This window comes from Enterobacter sp. UPMP2060, assembly GCF_053709655.1.
The window spans coordinates 12,656-36,457 of sequence record NZ_JBSKJQ010000019.1 but is presented as its reverse complement, the minus strand read 5'-3'; the positions used below and the strand labels follow the sequence as shown (position 1 = coordinate 36,457).

Genomic DNA, 23,802 nt, shown 5'->3' with positions numbered 1-23,802 from the left:
GGCGGAGACGTCGTCATATCCGTTGAGGGCGCGGCTGACGGTAGTGACTGACAGCCCCAGTTCTTTAGCAATGGCTTTAAGCGACATGAGTTTCCGTATCTCTGTTAGTTTTGTTCCGCCACCAGCAGCGCGTGCGTATCCGGCTCCAGCGCCTTAAAGATATGCGGCAGATCGGCGGGATAACAGATGTAATCTCCCGGGCCGAGTTCTTCCGCCGCGTCGATCAGGCCGACTAACGCGCGCCCCTGCGTCACAATAATGTGTTCAACGGACCCCGGCGGATGCGGCTGGGAAATGCGGTCTGCGCCCGGCTGGGTAAGCAGGAGGTATACGTCGCGTCGCGCGCCAGGCGGACATGCCGCCAGCAGTATCGCCTCGTAGTTGGCCTGTCCGGCAACGACCTTCGTACCTTCACCACGACGGATCACCTGAGTGGTAGGCTGCTGTGGTTCAAGCAGGCGGGCAAAAGGAATATCCAGCGCCACGCAAAGCGACCACAGCGTTTCGAGGCTAGGGTTACCGTTGCCTGACTCTAGCTGAGAAAGCGTGGATTTTGCGATCCCGGCACGGCGAGCGATTTCCGCCAGTGAAAGCCCGGTTCGCAGGCGTTCTCGCACCAGGCTTTTGGCGATTACGCTGATTGGCTGCGTCATAAAACGGCCTCTTTGTTCTTTAAATCGAACGAATCGTTCATCTTGAAAAACACTTCTGTTGCGTTCATTATAATGGATACCCGTTCGATATGGCTAAAAATGTATGAAGCATCATCTCTCTTGCCTGAAAGGCGACACCATAAAAGCAATCATCCTGGTCTGCCTCGCGGTCGGCGTGGTCGGGATGTCATACGGCTCCCTGGCGATGGCCTACGGTTTCCCGGTCTGGGTACCGTTTGTACTCTCCATCACCGTACTCGCGGGCGCGTCAGAGTTTATGTTTATTGGCATCGTGGCAAGCGGCGGTAACCCGCTGGCGGCCGCAGCCGCGGGGTTGCTGGTCAACGCGCGGCACGTGCCGTTTGGCGTGACGGTGCGTGAACTGGTCGGCAAACGCGGCCTGAGCCTGTTGGGCTGCCACATCATGAACGACGAAAGCGTGGTGTTTGGCCTGTCGCAAAAAACGCCCGAACAGCGCAAAGCGGCGTACTGGCTATGTGGTTTAGGCGTGGCGATTGTCTGGCCGCTGGGGGCCCTGCTGGGCGCTATGGTCGGCAAGCTGCTGCCGGATCCGGAAACCATCGGGCTGGATGCGGTATTCCCTGCCATATTGCTGGCGCTAGTGGTTCCCGCGTTTAAAAACCGTACCACGCTGATCCGCGCCTGCAGCGGCGCCGCGCTGTCACTGGCCGCCGTGCCGTTTGCCCCGGTGGGATTACCGGTGCTGCTCTCCTTACTGGGTCTCGCTGCGAGGAAAAAATAATGGGAAATATGACGTTTTTTATTCTCGGCATCGCCATTTTGTCTGCGGGAACGTATCTGATGCGTCTTGGCGGGGCGAAACTGGGCAGCAGGCTGGCATTGTCAGAGCGTTCACAGGCGCTGCTGTCAGATGCGGCAACGGTATTGCTGTTTTCCGTGGCGCTGGCGACCACGTTTTATGAAGGTGACCACTTTGCCGGAATGGCGCGCGTGCTGGGCGTGGCGTTTGCGGTATTTCTGGCCTGGCGAAAGATGCCGTTAATTGTGGTGATCGTGGCGGCGGCAGTGGTAACCGCGCTGCTGCGCGTGGCGGGCATAAACTAAAAAAGCGCCCCGGGGGCGCTCTTTCGACGGTGTGACAGCTTATTTAGTCAGTTCAGCAGTCATGTGTACGCGGTTACCTGAGAACGCCTGGGTAATTTTGTAAGATGATGCGCCAGCATCCTGAGCCTGAGCCGCGATTTTAGCTTCTGCGCCATCAATGGTAGAGGCGGTAGCGGTCACGGTCTGTGCAGCGAAAGAACCGAAAGAAGTAGCCAGAGCGATTACAGCGACAAAAGTTTTGATGCTTTTCATGATATAAACCCTTTCATTAAGTTGTTTAGGTAAGGCACCGTGCCTTGATGAGATAAATACTAGACCTCATCTCGAACAACTAAAAGCGGAAGGATTTGCTATTATCATTCAAAATTATTGATTAACAATTAATCGCTGCGGATGGGTATAAATCGTCGCCCTTCCCGGCTTGCAGAAGCCCACCAGCGTCAGGTTGCAGCGTTCCGCCACCTCCACCGCCAGCGTGGTCGCCGCCGACACCGCGAACAGAATTTCCACACCGCACATCGCCGATTTTTGCACCATCTCATAGCTGGCGCGGCTGGAAACGAGTGCCGCCCCCTGCATCCAGACAGCACTTTCACGCGCACGGCGACCGAGCAGCTTGTCCAGCGCCACGTGGCGGCCCACGTCCTCGTGGCCCCCGGCAATATCGCCCGACGGCAACACCCATGCCGCCGCATGCGTGCAGCCGCTCAGCTGGCCGATGGGCTGTACATCGTTCAGGTGCTCGAGCGCATGGTCGAGGTGAGCCAGATTAAAGGTCTGAGTAAACGGCAGTGGCGCAACGGGTTTGCCAATATCATTCAGCTGCTCAACGCCACACACGCCGCAGCCGGTACGCCCGGCCAGCGCGCGGCGGCGCTCTTTCAGCCCCATAAAGCGGCGGCTGGAGAGTTCGATTTGCACTTCAAGGCCGTTGCAAGCCTGCACCACGTCCATGCCGTAGATCTCCTGCGGATGGTCAATGATGCCTTCCGAGAGGGAAAAACCGATGGCGAACAGCTCGAGATCTTTTGGCGAAGCCATCATCACCACATGGGAGATACCGTTGTAAACGAGCGCAACGGGCACCTCTTCCGCCAGAAAATCCGGCGTGGCATGGGTAATGTGGGGCGGTCTGTGTACCGACAGTTCCACAATGCCCGCAGGCAGGGGGGACGAGTGGGGAGCACGGTTTTGTTTAGACACAACGGTATTCCTGAACAACCACGGAGGTGAGCCTGCTATTGCATCACAAACAACAGGGCTTACGCATAGTATGGATCAACTTTTCAGCATCAAGTTTACCTACTCACTTGTGAGAGGTACAACAAAACGCATGCTACACCCCTTTAACATGCTGGGTTAATAATGTGATTAATATCACACTTTATAGTCAACAGGGTGATAATACGTTCACTTTGTATTAACGCCATTAGAACAGCTGTACCGACATTGTGGTATTCTGATGATATCCCTCGTGGAATTGAGGGATTAACGCAAATTTTTCTCCTTTGCGGTCAATTCTCAACCGCGAAGTTAAAACTACATATGTAAGCAATGTCGAAACAAGGAGTGACCCATGCAGGTCAGCAGAAGGCAGTTCTTTAAGATCTGCGCTGGCGGTATGGCAGGCACCACGGCAGCGGCACTGGGCTTTGCGCCCGGCGTAGCGCTGGCGGAAACGCGGCAGTATAAACTGCTGCGCACCCGTGAAACCCGTAATACCTGTACGTACTGCTCTGTCGGTTGCGGGCTGTTGATGTATAGCCTCGGCGACGGTGCTAAAAACGCCAAAGCGTCTATTTTCCATATCGAAGGCGACCCGGATCATCCGGTCAACCGCGGCGCATTGTGCCCGAAAGGGGCCGGTCTGGTGGACTTTATCCACTCCGAAAGCCGCCTCAAGTTCCCTGAATATCGCGCACCTGGCTCCGATAAATGGCAGCAAATCAGCTGGGAAGAGGCGTTTGACCGCATCGCAAAACACATTAAAGAAGACCGCGATGCCAACTTTGTTGAGAAGAACGCCGACGGCGTCACGGTCAACCGCTGGCTCTCCACCGGGATGCTGTGTGCCTCTGCTTCCAGCAACGAAACCGGTTATTTAACCCAGAAATTTACGCGCGCACTCGGTATGCTCGCGGTCGACAACCAGGCGCGTGTCTGACACGGACCAACGGTAGCAAGTCTTGCTCCAACATTTGGTCGCGGTGCGATGACCAACCACTGGGTCGACATCAAGAACGCCAACCTCATTGTGGTGATGGGCGGTAACGCCGCTGAAGCGCACCCTGTCGGGTTCCGCTGGGCGATGGAAGCCAAAATCCACAACGGTGCGAAACTGATTGTGATCGATCCCCGCTTTACGCGTACTGCGTCAGTGGCGGATTTCTACACCCCAATTCGTTCAGGTACTGACATCACTTTCCTGTCAGGCGTATTGCTGTACCTGATGACCAATGAAAAATATAACCGCGAATACACCGAAGCCTATACCAACGCCAGCCTGATCGTGCGTGAGGATTACCACTTCGAAGATGGCCTGTTCAGCGGTTACGACGCCGAAAAACGCAAATACGACAAAACCAGCTGGAACTACGAGCTGGATGAAAAAGGCTTTGCGAAGCGCGACACCACCCTGCAACATCCGCGCTGCGTGTGGAACCTGCTGAAAGAGCACGTTTCCCGCTATACGCCGGAGGTGGTTGAGAATATCTGCGGTACGCCGAAGGCAGACTTCCTGAAGGTGTGCGAGCTTATCGCCGAGACCAGCGCGAAAGATAAAACCGCGTCGTTCCTGTACGCCCTCGGCTGGACGCAGCACTCCATCGGCGCGCAGAACATCCGTACCATGGCGATGGTTCAGCTCCTGCTCGGCAACATGGGGATGGCAGGCGGCGGCGTGAACGCCCTGCGCGGTCACTCCAATATTCAGGGTCTGACCGACCTCGGCCTGCTGTCTCAAAGCCTGCCGGGTTACATGAACCTGCCAAGCGAGAAACAGACCGACCTGCAAACCTACCTGACGGCCAGCACGCCTAAACCGCTGCTCGAAGGCCAGGTAAACTACTGGGGCAACTATCCGAAGTTCTTCGTCTCGATGATGAAAGCCTTCTTCGGCGACAAAGCGACGGCTGAAAACAGCTGGGGCTTTGACTGGCTGCCGAAGTGGGACAAAGGTTACGACGTTCTGCAGTATTTCGAGATGATGCACCAGGGCAAAGTGAACGGCTATCTGTGCCAGGGCTTTAACCCGGTTGCCTCGTTCCCGAACAAGAACAAGGTTGTTGAGTCTCTGTCGAAGCTGAAGTTCCTGGTGACGATTGACCCGCTCAATACCGAGACCTCAACCTTCTGGCAGAACCACGGTGAATCGAACGACGTCGATCCGTCGAAGATCCAGACCGAAGTGTTCCGTCTGCCGTCGACCTGCTTCGCGGAAGAGAACGGTTCTATCGTCAACTCCGGACGCTGGCTGCAGTGGCACTGGAAAGGCGCGGACGCCCCGGGCATCGCCATGAACGACGGCGAGATCCTGGCCGGCATCTTCTTACGCCTGCGTAAGATGTATGCGGAAGAAGGCGGCGCGAACCCGGAACCGGTGCTGAACATGACCTGGAACTACTCGACGCCGGAAAACCCTGCGCCGGAAGAAGTGGCGATGGAGAGCAACGGTAAGGCGCTGGCGGACGTTATCGACCCGGCCACCGGTACCGTGCTGGCGAAGAAAGGCGATCAGCTCAGCACCTTCGCACACCTGCGCGATGACGGTACCACGTCAAGCGGCTGCTGGATCTTCGCCGGTAGCTGGACGCCGAAGGGCAACCAGATGGCCAACCGCGATAACGCCGACCCGTCAGGCCTGGGCAATACGCTGGGCTGGGCATGGGCATGGCCGCTCAACCGCCGTATCCTCTATAACCGCGCATCCGCTGACCCGCAGGGCAACCCGTGGGATCCGAAGCGTCAGCTTCTGAAGTGGGACGGCGCGAAATGGGGCGGCGTTGATATTCCGGACTACAGCACTGCCGCACCGGGCAGCGACGTTGGGCCGTTTATCATGCAGCCTGAAGGGATGGGACGTCTGTTTGCTATCGATAAGATGGCGGAAGGTCCGTTCCCGGAACACTACGAGCCGTTTGAGACGCCGCTGGGTACCAACCCGCTGCACCCGAACGTGGTCTCTAACCCGGCAGCCCGTATCTTCAAGGGCGATTTCGAAGCGCTGGGTAAAAAGGACAAGTTCCCGTATGTGGGCACCACCTACCGTCTGACCGAGCACTTCCACTACTGGACCAAGCACGCGCTGCTTAACGCCATCGCGCAGCCGGAACAGTTTGTGGAGATCGGCGAGAAGCTGGCGGGCAAGCTCGGCATTGCCCATGGCGATACCGTGAAGGTCTCCTCTAACCGCGGCTATATCAAGGCCAAGGCGGTGGTGACCAAGCGTATTCGCACGCTGAACGTTCACGGTCAGCAGGTGGATACCATCGGTATTCCGATCCACTGGGGCTATGAGGGCGTGGCGAAGAAAGGGTTCATTGCGAATACCCTGACGCCGTTCGTCGGCGATGCGAACACGCAGACGCCGGAGTTTAAGGCCTTCCTCGTGAACGTGGAAAAGGTGTAACGGAGACGACTTATGGCTTATCAATCTCAAGACATTATCCGTCGTTCCGCGACTAACGGTTTCACGCCCGCGCCTCAGGCGCGGGACCACCAGCAGGAAGTGGCGAAGCTTATCGACGTGACCACCTGTATCGGCTGTAAAGCCTGTCAGGTGGCGTGCTCGGAGTGGAACGATCTGCGTGACGAAGTCGGTCACAACGTCGGGGTGTACGACAACCCGGCGGACCTGACCGCCAAGTCCTGGACGGTGATGCGTTTCTCGGAAGTTGAGCAGAACGACAAACTGGAATGGCTTATCCGCAAAGACGGCTGTATGCACTGTGCGGATCCGGGCTGCCTGAAGGCATGTCCGTCAGAAGGGGCTATCATTCAGTATGCCAACGGCATCGTCGACTTCCAGTCCGAACAGTGCATCGGCTGCGGCTACTGCATCGCGGGCTGCCCGTTCGACGTACCGCGCCTGAACCCGGAAGACAACCGCGTCTACAAATGCACGCTATGCGTTGACCGCGTCACCGTCGGCCAGGAGCCAGCGTGCGTGAAGACCTGCCCAACCGGCGCAATCCACTTTGGCTCCAAAGAGGATATGAAAACGCTGGCGGCAGAGCGCGTGGGCGAGTTGAAAACCCGCGGTTACGACAACGCGGGCCTGTACGATCCGGCCGGAGTTGGCGGTACGCACGTCATGTACGTGCTGCACCACGCCGACAAGCCGAACCTGTATCACGGCCTGCCGGAGAACCCGGAAATCAGCGCCACCGTGAAGTTCTGGAAAGGCATCTGGAAACCGCTGGCAGCGGTCGGTTTTGCTGCCACCTTCGCAGCGAGCATCTTCCACTACGTCGGCGTTGGTCCGAACCGCGCGGAAGAGGAAGACGACAACCTGCATGAAGAGAAAGACGAGGTGCGCAAATGAGAAAACGTGACACCATCGTGCGCTACACCGCGCCGGAACGCATCAACCACTGGGTCACCGCCTTCTGCTTCATGCTGGCGGCGATAAGCGGGCTGGGGTTCTTCTTCCCGTCCTTCAACTGGCTGATGCAGGTACTGGGTACGCCACAGCTGGCGCGCATCCTTCACCCGTTCGTGGGTGTGGTGATGTTTGCCTCGTTTATCATCATGTTTTTCCGCTACTGGCACCATAACCTAATCAATCGGGATGATATCTTTTGGGCGAAGAATATTCGTAAGATCGTCGTCAACGAGGAAGTGGGTGATACCGGGCGTTATAACTTCGGCCAGAAATGCGTATTCTGGGCGGCGATTATCTTCCTGGTCCTGTTGCTGGTGAGCGGCGTGATCATCTGGCGTCCGTACTTTGCGCCTGCTTTCTCAATCCCGGTGATCCGATTTGCGCTGATGCTGCATTCATTTGCCGCAGTGGCGTTAATTGTGGTTATCATGGTGCATATCTACGCCGCCCTTTGGGTGAAAGGCACCATTACCGCGATGGTGGAAGGATGGGTAACCAGTACGTGGGCGAAGAAACATCACCCGCGCTGGTACCGTGAAGTCCGCCAGAAACAGGAAAAGTCATCTGAATGAGTATTCGCATAATCCCGCAAGATGAGCTGGGGTCGAGCGAGAAACGCACGGCGGATTATATTCCGCCGTTGTTATTCCCCAGACTCAAGAACCTCTACAACCGCCGCGCAGAGCGTCTGCGCGAGCTGGCAGAGAACAACCCGCTGGGCGATTTTCTGCGCTTTGCCGCGCTGGTTGCCCACGCGCAGGAAGTGGTGCTGTACGACCACCCGCTGCAAATGGATCTGACCGCGCGCATCAAAGAAGCCAACGCGCAGGGCAAGCCGCCGCTGGACATTCACGTCCTGCCGCGCGACAAGCACTGGCAAAAGCTGCTGCATTCGCTGATTGCCGAGCTGAAGCCGGAGATGAGCGGTACCGCGCTGGCGGTCATTGAGAATCTGGAAAAAGCCTCTGACCTGGAGCTGGAAGAGATGGCGAGCGCGCTGTTTGCCTCCGACTTCGCTCTGGTGAGCAGCGATAAAGCGCCGTTTATCTGGGCTGCGCTGTCGCTCTACTGGGCGCAAATGGCAAGCCTGATCCCCGGTAAAGCCCGCGCCGAATACGGCGAGGCGCGCCAGTTCTGCCCGGTCTGCGGCTCCATGCCGGTATCGAGCATGGTGCAAATCGGCACCACTCAGGGGCTGCGCTACCTGCACTGCAACCTGTGTGAAACCGAGTGGCACGTGGTGCGCATCAAGTGCAGCAACTGCGAGCAGACCCGCGATCTGAACTACTGGTCGCTGGAAAATGAAGAAGCGGCGGTGAAAGCCGAAAGCTGCGGCGACTGCGGCACTTACCTGAAGATTCTTTATCAGGAAAAAGACCCGAAAGTCGAAGCCGTGGCCGACGATCTCGCCTCGCTGATTCTGGATGCGAAGATGGAGCAGGAGGGCTTTGCCCGCAGCTCGATCAACCCGTTCCTGTTCCCGGGCGAAGGGGAGTAATTCCCTCTGACAGTGCCGGGCGGCGTAAGCTTGCCCGGCCTATAGTTGGTAAGGTGAAACGACTCCAGTAATGCCCGAAAAGTCTTTCGTGTTTCGAGAAATCAACGGACAATTTCTGCTCTGAGCTGTGGCCAGAATGATAGCATCAGGCAGTTTCATTCCATGCTTCTCGCGCAGAATTACACTTCTTTCAGCGATATCTCGGGTGATATCAATAATCTCAAATACGCCCATCACTGTCGCAGTTTTCGCTTCGTGACCATGTTTGCGGGCCCCCACCATGACTTCCATCCATGTGATCAGACTAATGGCTCGATGAGAAGCTGTGCGATCAATTGCATCCGCAGCCTCAACGCGATTATTAAAAAGATCGATGAGTATATTGGTATCGAACACTGCCATGTGCTCCATGATTACCACTCCTCACGCAGCTTGCGTTCATACTCAAGCCCATCTTCCTGCTGGTTTCCCCACAAGCCAAGCGCATCGCGGATAACCGATGAACTCTGCTGGTCGAGATATTGCTCAATGGCTTCCCGAAGCAATTCGGCACGAGGACGGTTACGCAGCTGCTTCAGATTATCCAGTCGTTGAATTACGTCATCAGACAAATCGATCAGAATTCTGCCGATATCAAGATCCGCGGAAAGACTTATATATCACCTTAGTATATCACTATTGTCTATTTTCAAGGCAACATACGCTTTCATTCAGAAGGGTTAAAGCCCGTAGCTATAGTTTTCCTGCTATTTGCGAAGCGCTTTCCAGATTTTTAGTCCTCGACAATTTTCTTATTTTCTTTTGAATCAAACCAGGTTATAAAGCTGTATATCCATACAGTTAAAGGGAGTTTTCATGGCACTGGAACAGGGTATTGCGCAGCTGGTTCAGGGATTTATCGCTGCAGGCCGGCCTTCGTCACGTCGACAGACCATTGATGTACGACGAGCAGGGTACATTGCCAGCACGGGGCTTGCCGGGAAGACAGAAACGCGCGTTCAGGTAGAAGCGCTAGTGCTTGAGGGCCTTACCATTCGGGTATTTTCACCTCTTAATGCCCCTGAAATATTGCCTGCTGCCATCTACTATCACGGCGGATGCTTTATCAGCGGCGGCTTTGATACCCATGACAACCAACTCCGTCAGTTAGCCTGCTACGGCAATTGCCGGGTGATCGCGGTTCAGTACAGGTTGGCGCCGGAGCATACCTTCCCCGCCGCACATGACGATGCTGAAAGAGGTGCAGATCTGGTCTGGAAGTATGCGGACAAATTAGGCGTGGATAAGAACCGGCTCACCCTCTGTGGAGACAGCGCAGGAGGGCATCTGGCGCTGGTAACGGCGCTGAGGCTTAAGGTTAAAGGGCTGTGGCAACCTGTACAGCTTATTCTTATCTATCCCATGCTCGACGCCACCGCCAGTTTTGAAAGCTATGCTCTCAATGGCACGGATTATATTATCACCCGCGATACCCTGCTCAGCGGGTATGAAATGTATCTTGCAGAGACTGACCGCCAGCATCCGGAAGCCAGCCCGCTGTGGCGCGATGATTTTTACGGGCTTCCGCCAGTGCATATCATTACAGCAGAGTACGATCCGCTGTGCGATGAGGGAGAAATGTTGTATCAGCATCTGACTGAGCAGGGTGTGAAGTGTACCGCTCAGCGCTGGCTGGGCGTCATCCATGGCTTCTTTCAGCTTGGCGGCGTCAGCCAGTCAGCGCGAGACGTTATGCGGGATATCGCCGGGCGGATTAACCACGCCCGAGGAGAGTGAACAGAAGATTACTCCTCCTCGTTCCCACCCTCTTCATACGCGCCGAAGGGCTTCGCTGGAAGAACAATGTAGGTGCCTTCAAATACCGCACCCGGTGTTTTATCGCCAAACAGTTCAACCTGCATTTGTACGCGGGCTTTGCGGCCGCGCGCCAGGCGGTCCAGATCGCCGCCCAGTGACCCCAGATCGGCCACGGCGCTCGGCTTGCCGCTTATCGGTGCGCTATAGCGGATGTGAGCATCAGCAAGAATGATCGTGCCGCCCAGATGGCGCTCGCGAAGCATCAGCCAGATGAGACCCCAGCCGGTGAGCGTGGCAAGTGAGAAAAGACTTCCGGCAAACAGAGTGTGGTGCGGATTTTGATTGCCGGTTTCCGGCATGGTGGTAATAAATTTTTGTCCGGTGTACTGCTGAATGCGCACGCCCATTTTTTCGCTGAGCGGAATGTGCTGATACCAGGCCTGCTGCAGCTGTCCACACCAGTCGGCGCGATGAAGAATATCATCCAGCGTGGCGATGGGTTTGATCATCAAAAAATGACGAATCGGCGTGGTTTGTGGGGTCGTGATTTCCCCCTGATTCACAAAGCCGAGCTTGGCGAAAAAATCTACGGCATCTTCTCGGGCACTACAGGTAACGCGCTTAACACCTTCCTGACGGGCAACGGACTCAAGGGTCATCGCCATTAGCGTTCCCAGACCTTTGTCCTGAACGGAGGGATGAACCGCCATAAAGCGAATCGACGCTTCGTTATCGGCGTTGATATACAGGCGCCCGACGGCGACGAGGTTACCCTCTTCGTCCATCACCATCTGATGGTGGGCCATCGCATCCCAGGCGTCGCGTTCAGATCCTTTTGGCTGATGCAGTGGCTTGCGCAGCATTTCCCAGCGGAACTGGTAATAAGCGTCTAACTCTTCTTCCGTTTGCGGTACTCGAAGGTGATACATAGCTGTACTCTCTCTTGTTACCCGCGGCCACGCCGCCAGTTGGCTCATACCTGGAGCCAGAATGTGACGGGGCCATCGTTCACCAGCGAAACCTGCATATCTGCAGCGAATCGTCCGGTTTGCGTATTCATTTCCTGCTGGCGACAACGCTCAACAAAGTACTCGTAAAGTGCTTCTGCACGATCCGGCGCGGCACCTTTGGAGAAGCTCGGGCGCATGCCGCGCTCGGTATCCGCAGCCAGCGTAAACTGGGAAACCACCAGCACGCTGCCACCCGCCTGCTGGACGTTCAGGTTCATCTTGCCTTCCGCATCGCTGAAAATACGGTAGCCCAGCACGCGCTCACACAAGCGGTTGGCTTTTTGTTCGTCGTCATCCTTTTCGACACCTAACAACACCAAAAGTCCTGGGCCAATTTCACCCGTCACCTCTCCCTCCACGGTGACGCTGGCACGGGTTACGCGCTGTATCAATGCAATCATGGTTGGTCTGCTTCTAATTGTTTTTCAGCTTCTGCTGCTTTTTTAAGTTCGCGGTACACACCGAGAGTGACAGTTATTTCGGCACCAAGCAAGACGATACACCAGGTCCAGTAGACCCATACAAACAAAATGGGGATCACCGCCAGCACGCCGTAAATCAGCTGATAGGACGGAAACATGGTGATGTAGAGGGCAAACCCTTTTTTACCGAGCTCAAAAAGCAACGCCGCCACCAGCGCTCCCACAACCGCATCGCGGTTAGGTACGCGCGTGGTCGGCACGACGCTATAGAGCAACCAGAACGAGAGCCACGACAGGATTAACGGGAAGATGCGAAGCGCATTATCAATTACGCCGTTTAAATCACTCGCCCAGCGCAAGGAGAGAAGATACGAACTGATCGCCAGGCTCGCCCCGGCCAGCAGCGGCCCCAGCGTAAGAATCATCCAGTACACGGCAAAGGAATAGACCTTTGGCCGCGCTTTTTTACTCCGCCAGATTGTATTCAGCGCATTATCAATGGCGTACATCAACAGCAGCGCGGTAACGATAAGACCGCACGCCCCCACTGCCGTCATCTTGCTGGAATTGGCAACAAACTGCTCAATGTAGTTCTGGATGACATCCCCTGTTGCAGGAATGAAATTCGCGAAGACAAAATGGCGAAGCTGCAGGCTGACGTCCGCAAACATCGGAAAGGCGGAAAACAGGGCAAAGATGACCGCCACCAGAGGCACTAATGAAAGCAACGACACGTAGGCGAGGTTACCCGCCAGCGTGGTCATGTTGTCCTCGTCAATACGGTGCCAGAGCAGTTTCAGCCAGGCCCTCAGGGGGCGAGTATGATGCGTGGCTTTTTGATGAACGGTTTTTAGCATAGCTGCTTCGCAAAGTAGTTTGGTATCGTCTCTTTTCCGGTCACCAGAATTGACGTTATACCCAACTGGTTAGCTCCCTCTATATTATCGGCGTTGTCGTCAAAAAAGACCGCATCGGCCGCGGTGAATCCTTCCGACTGGAGAACAGCCTGATAAATTCGCGCTTCAGGCTTACGCATCCCCATCTCTTGCGAAAGATAAATCTTGTCGGCCGCAGCCTTAACTTCAGGGTATTCCTCAGGCCAGAACGTGGTGTGCAGACGGTTGGTATTTGACAGCACAACGACCCGATGGCCCTGCTTGCGGAGCTTATGCATGATGTCGATCGCTTCAGGCCGGATGGCGACAAATACTGCCTGCCAGCCGTGAGAAAACTGCTCGTAGCTTAACGGTAGGTCCATCTCCTGGCAGAAACGTTCAGCGAATTCTTCATCACCGATCTCGCCGCGTTCATGCTGATGGAAGGTCTCGCCCATCGCGAAATTCTGCTTCAGTGTCGCCAGCGGAACGCGGCTAAAGTCGCTCCATGCACCCAGCACGCGATTAAAATCGATATCGACGATTACGTTTCCTAAATCAAAGATATAAAGCATGTTTATCTCCTGCTCGCCGTGGAGAGATAACTGTAGCGGGAATAAAGAGATTTGACTATGCGTGCTGTCTAAGGTGTGCGATCGATTTCTACGGCGCGCTTTTACGACAGTAAAGTGAAGGGACGTTTGACGCGGCAAAAAGCCAGGCCCCCCGATACTCATCGATCATCAGGCTCAGCTCTCTTCCCGGCGTGCGATAAAAACCTGGCAGCGTGGCGTTGATATCAGCCTCATCCGCATTATCGGCGAAGGTTTTAACAATACGATCGTTATTTAATACGCGCGCGTTCTGATGATAGCTGTAGTGAAAATAGATGGTCCGGTTAACTTCAGAAACCGTCTGACCAAATAATTTACCGTTAATGACGGTGGATCCCTCCCGATGCTGCATCCGCCAGGAAACCGTACCCACAAATCGGTTTTTACCAATCGTCCATTCCACATCCCCCGTACAGCGTATCGGCGAACTCGAAAAATGCGAATACGCTAACCAGCCGCTGGTGATAGCGGCCCCCAGAAACGCCGCCAGAAAAATAATACGGTTCCGGAATGTCTTCATTGCTCATGCGCCCAAAAATAATGCGTGGTACATAATGCTGCCGCATCCCGTCGCGCATCGTTATTACAGACAAACGCCGCGATTCGCTCCGTTTTACTATAGCCGATCAGAAAAACGTATCTTTTTTCAGCGCACAGACCGGGATGATTTTTTAACAGGCGCAAGTAATGATCCTGAACAGGTTCATTAGGTGCATAAAAAAGCTGGCAGGCGTTGTTCGTACTGCCCGTTGAAAGTGGCATGTAGTGGCTAAACGGCATGTTCTGGTAATGCTTATATAATATCCCCCCGTTGATAAGCGCGATCAGCAAAAGCACAGCGGTGGTTATTATCAACCAGGCCGGCATCTGCATCGCGGTATCATCAGCTATTTCCGCCTCGTTATTAACCATCACGGGCTCAGCGGTTGGGGTAAATACTTCAACCTGGGTGGCTTCGGAAAGCGTAAGCCCGCGGCGAGAAATCGTTTTTACCGTATCGCGCGGCAACCCCACCTCAGCAAGCGCATTGCGTAATGTCAAAATGGCCTGGTAAAAGGTATTCGGTGTTGTGACGTCATTGCGCTCCCCCCATCCCACCACCATTAACTTATTTTGCGAAATTATTTTTCCAGGATGGGTGATGAGATAAAGAAAACAGAGATTGGCAGGAAGCTGCAATTGTATCGTTCGCCCGGTAATATGATTTACCAGGGTTTTGTTTTCTGGGTCATACTCGACCAACTTGTTAATGAGATACAATTTTCCTTTCCTCAGAAATAACAATACATAACTCTATACACCAAAAACATATACGTATATTTAACAACAGTATAGGTCAGATGGATTAGGACGCGATACCGCCCCATCTAAGATTAAAAACAACACATTATTTTTCAATTGGTTACAAGGCGCTTTTCTTAGGTTTACCTCATCTAAAACGACATAATGAGATTTCATTACACTTCGCCAGCCCAAATAATTATATTGAGCCGCAACCAGAGAAAAGACTGACGTTGCGGCAGACTGAGGAAACGAATCTTTAGCTATTAGTGCTATTTCGTGTACCTCCTTCCTGGATTTTTTTTGCCGAATAATCTTAAAGGAGTGACAAATATTCCTGGAGTACCTCTGCCAGGTGATATTTTTTCGGTATGAAGACGGACTGACTGAATAGATAAGCCCAGGAATTTATTTCCCTGATACTCTTTTTCATAAACAAGACAGGATAACTAGATATGTTTCAAGATTGACACATTTGAACGGCAATGAAATATTGACAATGAAAAAAGACAGGAGTGGACTGGATGATAACATCGTCGAAAACAGTTGCCCGCTGTATAAGCTGTGAATTGTCCTGTCAGTTATTTCCAGATAACGCAGTACGATCACAATATTGTGGTAATGCCTCGTTCGCAGTTTGGCCGGTTGGTAATCATTTCCTGCAGATTGCAGTTGTAAATAAAATATTATGCAGGAACAAGAATCACCTGTCACGAGGGTTTGTTTTTGTAGACTTTTCGATGTACAACCTGCGCGTACTGGCCGATCCGCAATGGATTGAACGTCTGGCGATAACTAACATGAACATCGTTATAATCTCGGACCGTAAACTAGAGGCATTGGCTAATTACTTACTCACTCACCACAGTGAAATAAAGGGAATTATTTATTCAGACGATAATGACGTTATATTGCAGGATAAAATCAACCACCTTTTTTCCGGAAGACGGGTAAATAGCAGACGTGGAAGTAAGTTGAATGCTGTCGAATTTACTTTGCTTAACAGGTTTTTATCAGGAGCATGCCTCCAGGAGATTATAAAAACAGACAGCATTGATGTTAAAAAAATTTATGTTCATAAAATACGACTTGAGAGGAAGTTAGGTACCAGCATTCATAAAATTCTCGTTTCTATTTTGTAATTTCAACCTCTTAGCATACCCACAATTAATCGCGTGGAGGATGTTCTACGCCTGAAAGAAAGGGGGCAGTCATGCCATATTTAATGAAACACTCACCTGTCGCAGTTGCGATTTCACTGGCGTTATCGTCAGCGTTATTTACCGCGCATGCAGCGGTAATAGATTTTGCTAATTTACCTGCCTCCGGAGCAGTAACGGAGTTGCCTGCAGAAATACAGGCGCTAATTCCTGCAACGGCAAACGCGAACTTTAGCAAAAATACCGGCGATCCTAACTATGTCTACCAGTACAGCCCGGGTAATATCCCGATCTACGGAGATGGGATCACCCTCGAAGGACCGGGGGCGGAAGCCTTTGAGCATTCAGTCACCGTTATTCAGAACTCCACGTCCGGCAGCCCGGGGGTAATATTTGGTGACGATCTGACTATTCGCACCCAGTCAAAAGTGGCTGCCAATAATGGTAAAGACGTCGACGGCATTCGTACCCATGGTATGAACACGCCGGACAACCCGGTGTTTATTATTACCGGAGACCGCACCCACATTTACGTTAATGGCCAAAGCGGTGACGGCATCAATGCCGGGTACAGCTCCTTCAGCCAGGGCTCTCTTGGCTCCGCCAATATTTATGTGGGTGACGATCTCTATATTGAAACCATCGGCAGTACCGGTCGCGGCATTAGCGCCTATGCATTGAATGATGCTTCAAAGGCCCAAAATAACGTTATCGTCGGCGATCGTGCGCATATTGTGACGCGTGGTACCTACGCCGAGGGGATTCGTACCAACCAGAGCGGCTCTTATGTTCGTCTGGGGAGTGAGGCCACCATCGAAACGTACGGCACATCGGCCTACGGCCTGTATGCGGGCTCTGCATCCAAAATTGAGCTGGGAAAAAACGCGACGATTACCACCGACGCGGCCAGCGCCTCCGGGGTGTATTCTACCGGCTCGTCAACCATCACCCTTGATGAAGGCGCGACCATCACCACCAACGGTGCCAGCGCGCATGGCGTCTATGCGTACACAGGCGCGGTGAATCTTGGTGATAACGTCACCATTGCGGTCAACAGCAGCGAGAAAACCAGCAGCTCCGCGCAAGCGCCGCACGGGATGTATGCCTGGTCACGCGGCGTGATAACGCTCGGGGGTGGCGCAACCATTACCACCGCAGGCCAGCGCGACAGCGGTAGCTACGCCCTGAACGCCAGCAACGGTGGCGTGATTGATGCCTCCGCGGGCGGAAAATTCACCCTCAACGGTGACATCCTCTCCGCTGGCGGCGTCGCGGCCACCAGCACTGCCGCAGCGCAAAACAGCGCGATCGCGCTCACCATGCAGGACAACTCTCTCTGGAACGGGGCGTCTTACATTGAGAGCAACGCCAACGGTACCGGGACTATCGCGCTTACGATGAATGATGCCGTGTGGAATATGCGCGACAGCTCCACGCTGACCAGCCTGACGCTGAATGCGGGCGGTACGATTAATTTCCAGCATGCTGAGGATGCGGCGTGGCAAACCCTGACCATCAGTGACGATTTTATCGGCAACGGCGGCAAGCTGGTTTTCAATACCGTGCTGTTTGACGACACATCGGAAACGGACAAACTGATCGTTGAAGGCAACACCTCCGGCCATACCGGGGTGGAAGTGAACAACATTGGCGGTACTGGCGCACAAACCATTGAAGGGATTGAAATCGTCAGCGTTGGCGGCAACTCTGACGGGACGTTTGAGAAGGCCAGCCGTATCGTGGCGGGGGGTTATGACTATAACGTTGTGCAAAAAGGTAAAAACTGGTTTCTGACCAGCCTGGTTGAGCCCGTTGACCCGCCGGTCGACCCGGTAGACCCGCCCGTCGACCCGGTGATTCCGCCGCAGGAACCGGTCCCCCCTGCTGCACCAGCGCAAAGCGAGCATCAGTATCGCCCTGAATTTGGTAGCTATCAGGCGAACAGCTATGCGGCAAATACGCTGTTTATGACCCGCCTGCACGACCGTCTGGGTGAAACGCAGTACACCGACCTGCTCACCGGCGAGCAAAAAGTAACGAGCCTGTGGATGCGTAACGTCGGCGGCCATACGCGTTTCAGAGACGGCAGCAGCCAGTTAAAAACGACCGCCAACCGCTACGTGCTGCAGCTGGGTGGTGATGTCGCCCAGTGGAGCACCGACGGCCTGGATCGCTGGCATCTTGGCCTGATGGCGGGCTACGGCAACAGCCAGAGCCGGAGTGCTTCCAGTCTAACCGGATACCACTCGCGTGGCGAAGTGAATGGCTATAGCGTCGGTCTGTACGGTACCTGGTACGCAAACGACGCGGATAAAAGTGGAACCTACGTTGATAGCTGGATGCTGTATAACTGGTTCGACAATAAGGTGATGGGGCAGGATCAGGCGACTGAGAATTATCGCTCCAGCGGCGTAACCGCCTCTGTAGAAGCTGGCTATAGCGTTAAGGTGGGCGAAAGCGGCCGCAACAGCTACTGGATCCAGCCGAAAGCGCAGGCCGTTTGGATGGACGTGCAGGCTGATGACCATCGCGAACGCAACGGCACGCGGGTGAAAGACGAGACTCAGGGGAACCTGATGACACGTCTCGGCGTGAAGGCCTATATCAGCGGGCATAACGCGATTGACGACGGTAAATCCCGTACCTTCCAGCCGTTTATCGAGGCGAACTGGATCCACAATACCCAGACCACGCGCATCCGCATGGATGACGTCAGCAATGAACTGCGCGGTGCTCGCAATATCGGCGAGTTAAAGACGGGCGTAGAGGGGCAGATTACGCCGCAGCTTAGCGTTTGGGGCAATGTGGCTCAGCAGATAGGCGACACAGGCTACAGCGATACCCAGGGGATGCTGGGGGTGAAATACAGCTTCAAATAACAATAAAAAAGCCGCTGAGAGATCAGCGGCTTTTTAGTTGCCGGGTGGCGCTCACGCTTACCCGGCCTACGGATTGACCGTATTACTCTTCTTTCGCACCGCGCATAGCACGTTTACGATCGTTCTCGGTCAGGTGACGTTTACGGATACGAATTGACTGTGGAGTCACTTCTACCAGTTCGTCATCATCGATGAATTCCAGAGCCTGCTCCAGAGTCATCTTGATCGGTGGAACCAGAACCGTTGCTTCGTCAGTACCGGACGCACGCATGTTGGTCAGTTTCTTACCGGTCAGGCAGTTTACGGTCAGGTCGTTAGAACGACTGTGAATACCGATGATCTGGCCTTCGTAAACTTCAGCACCGTGACCCAGGAACAGCTTGCCGCGATCCTGCAGACCGAACAGCGCAAACGCAACCGCTTTACCCTGACCGTTGGAGATCAGCACGCCGTTGTTACGCTGGCCCACTTCGCCCGGACGAACGTCGTCGTAGTGGCTGAAGGTGGAGTACAGCAGACCGGTACCGGAGGTCATGGTCATGAACTCTGAACGGAAGCCGATCAGACCACGGCTTGGGATCACGTAGTCGAGACGTACGCGGCCTTTGCCATCTGGATTCATGTTTTTCAGGTCGCCTTTACGCTCACCCAGAGCCTGCATCACAGAACCCTGGTGCTGCTCTTCAACGTCCAGCGTTACGTTTTCGAACGGCTCTTGTTTACGGCCGTCGATTTCGCGGAAGATTACTTTCGGACGGGAAACCGCCATTTCGAAACCTTCACGACGCATGTTTTCGATCAGAACAGACAGGTGCAGCTCACCACGACCAGAAACGCGGAATGCATCAGCATCCTGGGTTTCTTCAACGCGCAGCGCAACGTTGTGCACCAGCTCTTTGTTCAGGCGGTCAAGGATCTGACGAGAGGTAACGAATTTACCTTCTTTACCACAGAACGGAGAGGTGTTGACGTTGAAGAACATGGATACGGTTGGTTCATCAACGGACAGGGCTGGCAGCGCTTCGACGTTCTGCGGATCGCAGATGGTGTCGGAGATGTTCAGTTCACCCAGACCGGTGATAGCGATGATGTCGCCCGCTTCCGCAACGTCACTCTCGATACGCTCAAGACCCAGGTGAGTCAGTACTTTACCGACTTTACCGTTACGGGTTTTGCCTTCGCTATCGATGATAGTAACCTGCTGGTTAGGCTTCACTTTACCGCGCTTGATACGACCAATGCCGATTACGCCAACGTAGTTGTTGTAGTCGAGCTGAGAGATCTGCATCTGCAGGGTGCCGTCGAGATCGACATTTGGTGCAGGAACACGGTCAACAATCGCCTGATACAGCGGGGTCATGTCTTCAGCCATGTCTTCGTGGTCCAGACCTGCGATACCGTTCAGCGCAGAGGCGTAAACGATAGGGAAGTCCAGCTGCTCGTCGGTCGCGTCGAGGTTAACGAACAGGTCGAAGACCTGGTCAACAACCCAGTCAGGACGCGCGCCAGGGCGGTCAACTTTGTTGATAACAACGATTGGCTTCAGACCATGGGCAAAAGCTTTTTTGGTCACGAAGCGCGTCTGTGGCATTGGGCCATCCATTGCGTCAACGACCAGCAGAACGGAGTCTACCATGGACATTACACGTTCAACTTCACCACCGAAGTCGGCGTGCCCTGGGGTATCAACGATGTTGATACGGTAGTCATTCCATTTAATCGCGGTGTTTTTCGCGAGGATGGTAATCCCACGCTCTTTCTCCAAATCGTTGGAGTCCATCACGCGTTCTTGGGTTTCGGCACGCGCATCAAACGTACCGGATTGCTGCAGCAGCTTGTCGACCAGGGTAGTTTTACCATGGTCAACGTGCGCGATGATGGCGATGTTACGCAAATTTTCGATCACAACTTTGCCTCAGGCATTTAGAAATAGCGCGTTATTGTACACGGATTAATCGCACTACAAAACAGGATCACAAACATCCCCCGCAAACAAGTATTGCAGAGATGCTTTGTGATCGCTTTCACGGAGCGGTAAAAGGGCACTTTAACGTAAATTGCACCAATATGGTGCTCAATGTTCACATTGAAGCACTATACTGGTGCAACAAATCCATTGTGGTGCAGCCCTTTTGCACTATGGTGCGCATGATAACGCCTTTTTGGGGTGATTTAAAAGTTGGCACAGATTTCGCTTTATAAAAAATACATGGCACCAGCCAGTACAAACAGAAATTGAAGACCTCGTTACCACGACGACAATGACCAATCTGGAGAGTTAAGTATGTCCGCTGAACACGTTTTGACGATGCTGAACGAACATGAAGTGAAGTTTGTTGATCTGCGCTTCACCGATACCAAAGGAAAAGAACAGCACGTCACAATCCCTGCTCATCAGGTGAACGCCGAATTCTTTGAAGAAGGCAAAATGTTTGACGGCTCCTCCATTGGTGGCTGGAAAGGCATTAACGAATCCGACATGGTTCTGATGCCAGACGCGACCACTGCGGTCATTGATCCGTTCTTCGAAGAACCAACCCTGATCATTCGTTGCGACATCCTCGAACCAGGCACGCTGCAGGGCTACGACCGCGACCCACGTTCTATCGCGAAACGCGCTGAAGAGTACCTGCGTTCTACCGGCATCGCAGACACCGTTCTGTTCGGGCCAGAGCCAGAATTCTTCCTGTTCGATGACATCCGCTTCGGTGCCTCTATTTCTGGCTCCCACGTGGCTATCGACGACATCGAAGGTGCATGGAACTCCTCCACTAAATACGAAGGCGGTAACAAAGGTCACCGTCCTGGTGTGAAAGGCGGTTACTTCCCGGTTCCTCCGGTCGACTCTGCACAGGACATCCGTTCCACCATGTGTCTGGTGATGGAAGAGATGGGCCTGGTTGTTGAAGCTCACCACCACGAAGTGGCGACTGCTGGTCAGAACGAAGTGGCAACCCGCTTCAACACCATGACCAAAAAAGCGGACGAAATTCAGATCTACAAATACGTTGTGCACAACGTTGCGCACCGTTTCGGTAAAACCGCGACCTTCATGCCAAAACCAATGTTTGGCGATAACGGTTCCGGTATGCACTGCCACATGTCTCTGTCCAAGAACGGTACCAACCTGTTCTCTGGCGACAAATATGCCGGTCTGTCCGAGCAGGCGCTGTATTACATCGGTGGTGTTATCAAACACGCTAAAGCGATCAACGCCCTGGCGAACCCAACCACGAACTCCTACAAGCGTCTGGTCCCGGGCTACGAAGCGCCAGTGATGCTGGCCTACTCTGCACGTAACCGTTCTGCTTCTATCCGTATTCCGGTGGTGGCTTCTCCTAAAGCACGTCGTATCGAAGTTCGCTTCCCGGACCCAGCGGCTAACCCATACCTGTGCTTCGCAGCACTGCTGATGGCCGGTCTGGACGGTATCAAGAACAAGATCCACCCGGGCGAAGCGATGGACAAAAACCTGTACGACCTGCCGCCAGAAGAAGCGAAAGAGATCCCACAGGTTGCTGGCTCTCTGGAAGAAGCCCTGCAGGCGCTGGACGCAGACCGCGAGTTCCTGACTGCAGGTGGCGTATTCACTGACGACGCTATCGATGCTTACATCGCCCTGCGTATGGAAGAGAACGACCGCGTGCGTATGACGCCACACCCGGTAGAGTTCGAGCTGTACTACAGCGTTTAATTAAAGTTGTTTTACCCGGCGTGATAAGCGCCGGGGGTAGTTGCCGTGGAAACTTTTAGCCCATCTCCGGATGGGCTTTTTTCTCCACCAACAACCTGATCTCACGCGCTTTTTACGCCGAAAACGCTATACTGCACTAAATTAGTGCAAACGACTCCAGGAGACTGCTGAATGGCAACTGGCACGCTGCCCGATGCTGGGCAGATCCTCAATTCTTTGATTAACAGCATATTGCTGGTCGATGACGAGCTGGCCGTTCATTACGCCAACCCGGCGGCGCAGCAGCTGCTCGCCCAAAGCGCACGTAAACTGTTCGGCACCCCGCTTCCTGAACTCCTGAGCTATTTTTCACTGAATATTGGCCTGATGCAGGAAAGTTTGCAGGCCGGCCAGGGGTTTACCGATAACGAAGTGACGCTGGTGATCGACGGGCGCTCGCACATTCTGTCGCTAACCGCGCAACGTCTTCCCGAAGGCCTGATCCTGCTGGAAATGGCGCCGATGGATAATCAGCGTCGACTGAGCCAGGAGCAGCTTCAGCACGCGCAGCAGATTGCCGCCCGTGACCTGGTGCGCGGTCTGGCGCATGAAATCAAAAACCCGCTGGGTGGATTACGCGGCGCAGCGCAGCTTCTGACTAAAGCGCTGCCCGATCCCGCGCTGGCGGAATATACCAACGTCATCATTGAGCAGGCGGACCGTCTGCGGAATCTGGTAGACCGTCTTCTCGGTCCTCAGCAGCCGGGAATGCACGTTACTGAAAGCATCCATAAAGTGGCTGAGCGGGTGGTGAAGCTCGTCTCAATGGAGCTGCCGGAGAACGTCACGCTGGTACGTGATTACGATCCAAGCCTGCCGGAACTGGCCCATGACCCGGACCAGATTGAGCAGGTCCTGTTGAATATTGTGCGTAATGCCCTGCAGGCGCTGGGGCCTGAAGGCGGTGAGATTATTTTACGCACCCGCACCGCCTTCCAGCTCACGTTACACGGCGTGCGCTACCGGCTGGCCGCCCGTATCGACGTTGAGGATAACGGGCCCGGCATTCCATCGCATTTGCAGGACACCCTGTTCTACCCGATGGTAAGCGGTCGCGAAGGCGGAACCGGCCTGGGCTTATCCATTGCCCGCAGTTTGATCGATCAACACTCCGGGAAAATTGAATTTACCAGTTGGCCGGGACATACCGAGTTTTCAGTTTTCCTGCCGATTAAAAAATAAAGGTGACGTT

General features: G+C 54.1%; 24 protein-coding genes. 11 read left to right on the top strand and 13 right to left on the bottom strand.

The genetic code is table 11. The annotated features are described in order from the left end of the window. Both ACWKXN_RS21825 and ACWKXN_RS21820 read right to left on the bottom strand, forming a co-directional pair. Window positions 1-87, bottom strand: an 87-nt coding sequence (locus ACWKXN_RS21825; RefSeq protein ID WP_454544351.1) for a helix-turn-helix domain-containing protein, incomplete at its 3' end; no start/stop codon positions are given. 17 nt (window positions 88-104) lie between these two features. Beyond that, on the bottom strand, window positions 105-653 hold the full coding sequence (locus tag ACWKXN_RS21820; protein WP_033146956.1) for a helix-turn-helix domain-containing protein: 549 nt from the start codon (window positions 651-653) through the stop codon (window positions 105-107). 103 nt (window positions 654-756) lie between these two features. Here ACWKXN_RS21820 and ACWKXN_RS21815 point away from each other — a divergent pair, with 103 nt between their 5' ends. Continuing rightward, window positions 757-1,416, top strand: coding sequence for an AzlC family ABC transporter permease (locus ACWKXN_RS21815; RefSeq protein ID WP_023309745.1), 660 nt, complete (start codon window positions 757-759; stop codon window positions 1,414-1,416). After that, entirely contained in the window at window positions 1,416-1,739 is a 324-nt protein-coding gene (locus tag ACWKXN_RS21810) for an AzlD domain-containing protein (RefSeq protein WP_033146957.1), read from the top strand. The genes ACWKXN_RS21815 and ACWKXN_RS21810 overlap by 1 nt, the downstream gene beginning before the upstream one ends. Window positions 1,740-1,778: 39 nt before the next feature. Here ACWKXN_RS21810 and ACWKXN_RS21805 read toward each other — a convergent pair whose 3' ends face one another. Then, entirely contained in the window at window positions 1,779-1,991 is a 213-nt protein-coding gene (locus ACWKXN_RS21805) for a YdgH/BhsA/McbA family protein (RefSeq protein WP_033146958.1), read from the bottom strand. A gap of 114 nt (window positions 1,992-2,105) precedes the next feature. Beyond that, window positions 2,106-2,942, bottom strand: a complete 837-nt coding sequence (gene fdhD / locus ACWKXN_RS21800) for a formate dehydrogenase accessory sulfurtransferase FdhD (protein ID WP_045888503.1) — start codon at window positions 2,940-2,942, stop codon at window positions 2,106-2,108. A gap of 373 nt (window positions 2,943-3,315) precedes the next feature. Here fdhD and fdnG point away from each other — a divergent pair, with 373 nt between their 5' ends. The 4 genes from fdnG to fdhE are packed head-to-tail and all read left to right on the top strand — an operon-like array spanning window position 3,316 to window position 8,839. After that, the gene (gene fdnG, locus ACWKXN_RS21795; protein ID WP_094935278.1) at window positions 3,316-6,366 is read left to right on the top strand and encodes a formate dehydrogenase-N subunit alpha; all 3,051 of its coding nucleotides are present in this window, start codon (window positions 3,316-3,318) and stop codon (window positions 6,364-6,366) included. Window positions 6,367-6,378: 12 nt separating this feature from the next. After that, entirely contained in the window at window positions 6,379-7,281 is a 903-nt protein-coding gene (gene fdxH / locus ACWKXN_RS21790; protein WP_008501831.1) for a formate dehydrogenase subunit beta, read from the top strand. After that, the gene (gene fdoI / locus ACWKXN_RS21785; protein ID WP_010436852.1) at window positions 7,278-7,913 is read left to right on the top strand and encodes a formate dehydrogenase cytochrome b556 subunit; all 636 of its coding nucleotides are present in this window, start codon (window positions 7,278-7,280) and stop codon (window positions 7,911-7,913) included. The genes fdxH and fdoI overlap by 4 nt, the downstream gene beginning before the upstream one ends. Then, window positions 7,910-8,839 carry a formate dehydrogenase accessory protein FdhE gene (fdhE, locus tag ACWKXN_RS21780; protein WP_023309751.1) on the top strand — a complete coding sequence of 310 codons (930 nt, stop codon included), beginning with the start codon at window positions 7,910-7,912 and terminating at the stop codon, window positions 8,837-8,839. Before fdoI ends, fdhE begins: the two co-directional genes overlap by 4 nt. Window positions 8,840-8,878: 39 nt before the next feature. Here fdhE and ACWKXN_RS21775 read toward each other — a convergent pair whose 3' ends face one another. After that, window positions 8,879-9,250, bottom strand: coding sequence for a type II toxin-antitoxin system VapC family toxin (locus ACWKXN_RS21775; RefSeq protein WP_080298642.1), 372 nt, complete (start codon window positions 9,248-9,250; stop codon window positions 8,879-8,881). A 2-nt stretch (window positions 9,251-9,252) separates the two neighbouring features. Beyond that, complete coding sequence (locus tag ACWKXN_RS21770; protein WP_454544350.1) at window positions 9,253-9,495, bottom strand: ribbon-helix-helix protein, CopG family; 243 nt, start codon at window positions 9,493-9,495, stop codon at window positions 9,253-9,255. 199 nt (window positions 9,496-9,694) lie between these two features. Between ACWKXN_RS21770 and ACWKXN_RS21765 the strand changes: the two genes are divergently transcribed. Then, on the top strand, window positions 9,695-10,615 hold the full coding sequence (locus ACWKXN_RS21765) for an alpha/beta hydrolase (RefSeq protein ID WP_182072195.1): 921 nt from the start codon (window positions 9,695-9,697) through the stop codon (window positions 10,613-10,615). A gap of 8 nt (window positions 10,616-10,623) precedes the next feature. On the opposite strand, the gene fabY is transcribed toward ACWKXN_RS21765, so the two are convergent. The 6 genes from fabY to ACWKXN_RS21735 form a co-directional block, all read right to left on the bottom strand. After that, a complete protein-coding gene (fabY, locus tag ACWKXN_RS21760) occupies window positions 10,624-11,565 on the bottom strand; it encodes a fatty acid biosynthesis protein FabY (protein WP_039264191.1) in 942 nt (313 codons plus the stop codon). A gap of 44 nt (window positions 11,566-11,609) precedes the next feature. Further along, window positions 11,610-12,047: a D-aminoacyl-tRNA deacylase gene (gene dtd / locus ACWKXN_RS21755; protein WP_008501836.1), complete on the bottom strand. Its 438-nt coding sequence runs from the start codon at window positions 12,045-12,047 to the stop codon at window positions 11,610-11,612. Further along, window positions 12,044-12,925, bottom strand: coding sequence for a virulence factor BrkB family protein (locus ACWKXN_RS21750; protein WP_033146965.1), 882 nt, complete (start codon window positions 12,923-12,925; stop codon window positions 12,044-12,046). Before ACWKXN_RS21750 ends, dtd begins: the two co-directional genes overlap by 4 nt. Continuing rightward, window positions 12,919-13,518, bottom strand: coding sequence for a glucose-1-phosphatase (gene yihX, locus ACWKXN_RS21745; RefSeq protein ID WP_039264189.1), 600 nt, complete (start codon window positions 13,516-13,518; stop codon window positions 12,919-12,921). The genes ACWKXN_RS21750 and yihX overlap by 7 nt, the downstream gene beginning before the upstream one ends. A gap of 88 nt (window positions 13,519-13,606) precedes the next feature. Beyond that, complete coding sequence (locus ACWKXN_RS21740) at window positions 13,607-14,077, bottom strand: hypothetical protein (RefSeq protein WP_033146967.1); 471 nt, start codon at window positions 14,075-14,077, stop codon at window positions 13,607-13,609. Next, window positions 14,074-14,817, bottom strand: coding sequence for a winged helix-turn-helix domain-containing protein (locus ACWKXN_RS21735; protein WP_454544349.1), 744 nt, complete (start codon window positions 14,815-14,817; stop codon window positions 14,074-14,076). Before ACWKXN_RS21735 ends, ACWKXN_RS21740 begins: the two co-directional genes overlap by 4 nt. A 545-nt stretch (window positions 14,818-15,362) precedes the next feature. Between ACWKXN_RS21735 and ACWKXN_RS21730 the strand changes: the two genes are divergently transcribed. Beyond that, on the top strand, window positions 15,363-15,980 hold the full coding sequence (locus tag ACWKXN_RS21730; RefSeq protein WP_211438786.1) for a helix-turn-helix transcriptional regulator: 618 nt from the start codon (window positions 15,363-15,365) through the stop codon (window positions 15,978-15,980). Window positions 15,981-16,051: 71 nt separating this feature from the next. Further along, window positions 16,052-18,877, top strand: coding sequence for an autotransporter outer membrane beta-barrel domain-containing protein (locus tag ACWKXN_RS21725; protein WP_454544348.1), 2,826 nt, complete (start codon window positions 16,052-16,054; stop codon window positions 18,875-18,877). An 82-nt stretch (window positions 18,878-18,959) separates the two neighbouring features. Here ACWKXN_RS21725 and typA read toward each other — a convergent pair whose 3' ends face one another. Then, complete coding sequence (typA, locus tag ACWKXN_RS21720; RefSeq protein WP_023333895.1) at window positions 18,960-20,783, bottom strand: ribosome-dependent GTPase TypA; 1,824 nt, start codon at window positions 20,781-20,783, stop codon at window positions 18,960-18,962. A gap of 378 nt (window positions 20,784-21,161) precedes the next feature. Between typA and glnA the strand changes: the two genes are divergently transcribed. Together glnA and glnL are read left to right on the top strand one after the other, a co-directional pair. Further along, window positions 21,162-22,571 (top strand): glutamate--ammonia ligase, encoded by a 1,410-nt coding sequence (gene glnA / locus ACWKXN_RS21715; protein ID WP_023309763.1) that lies wholly within the window; start codon window positions 21,162-21,164, stop codon window positions 22,569-22,571. Window positions 22,572-22,742: 171 nt separating this feature from the next. After that, window positions 22,743-23,792, top strand: a complete 1,050-nt coding sequence (gene glnL / locus ACWKXN_RS21710) for a nitrogen regulation protein NR(II) (protein WP_008501857.1) — start codon at window positions 22,743-22,745, stop codon at window positions 23,790-23,792. The last annotated feature ends 10 nt before the right edge of the window (window positions 23,793-23,802 follow it).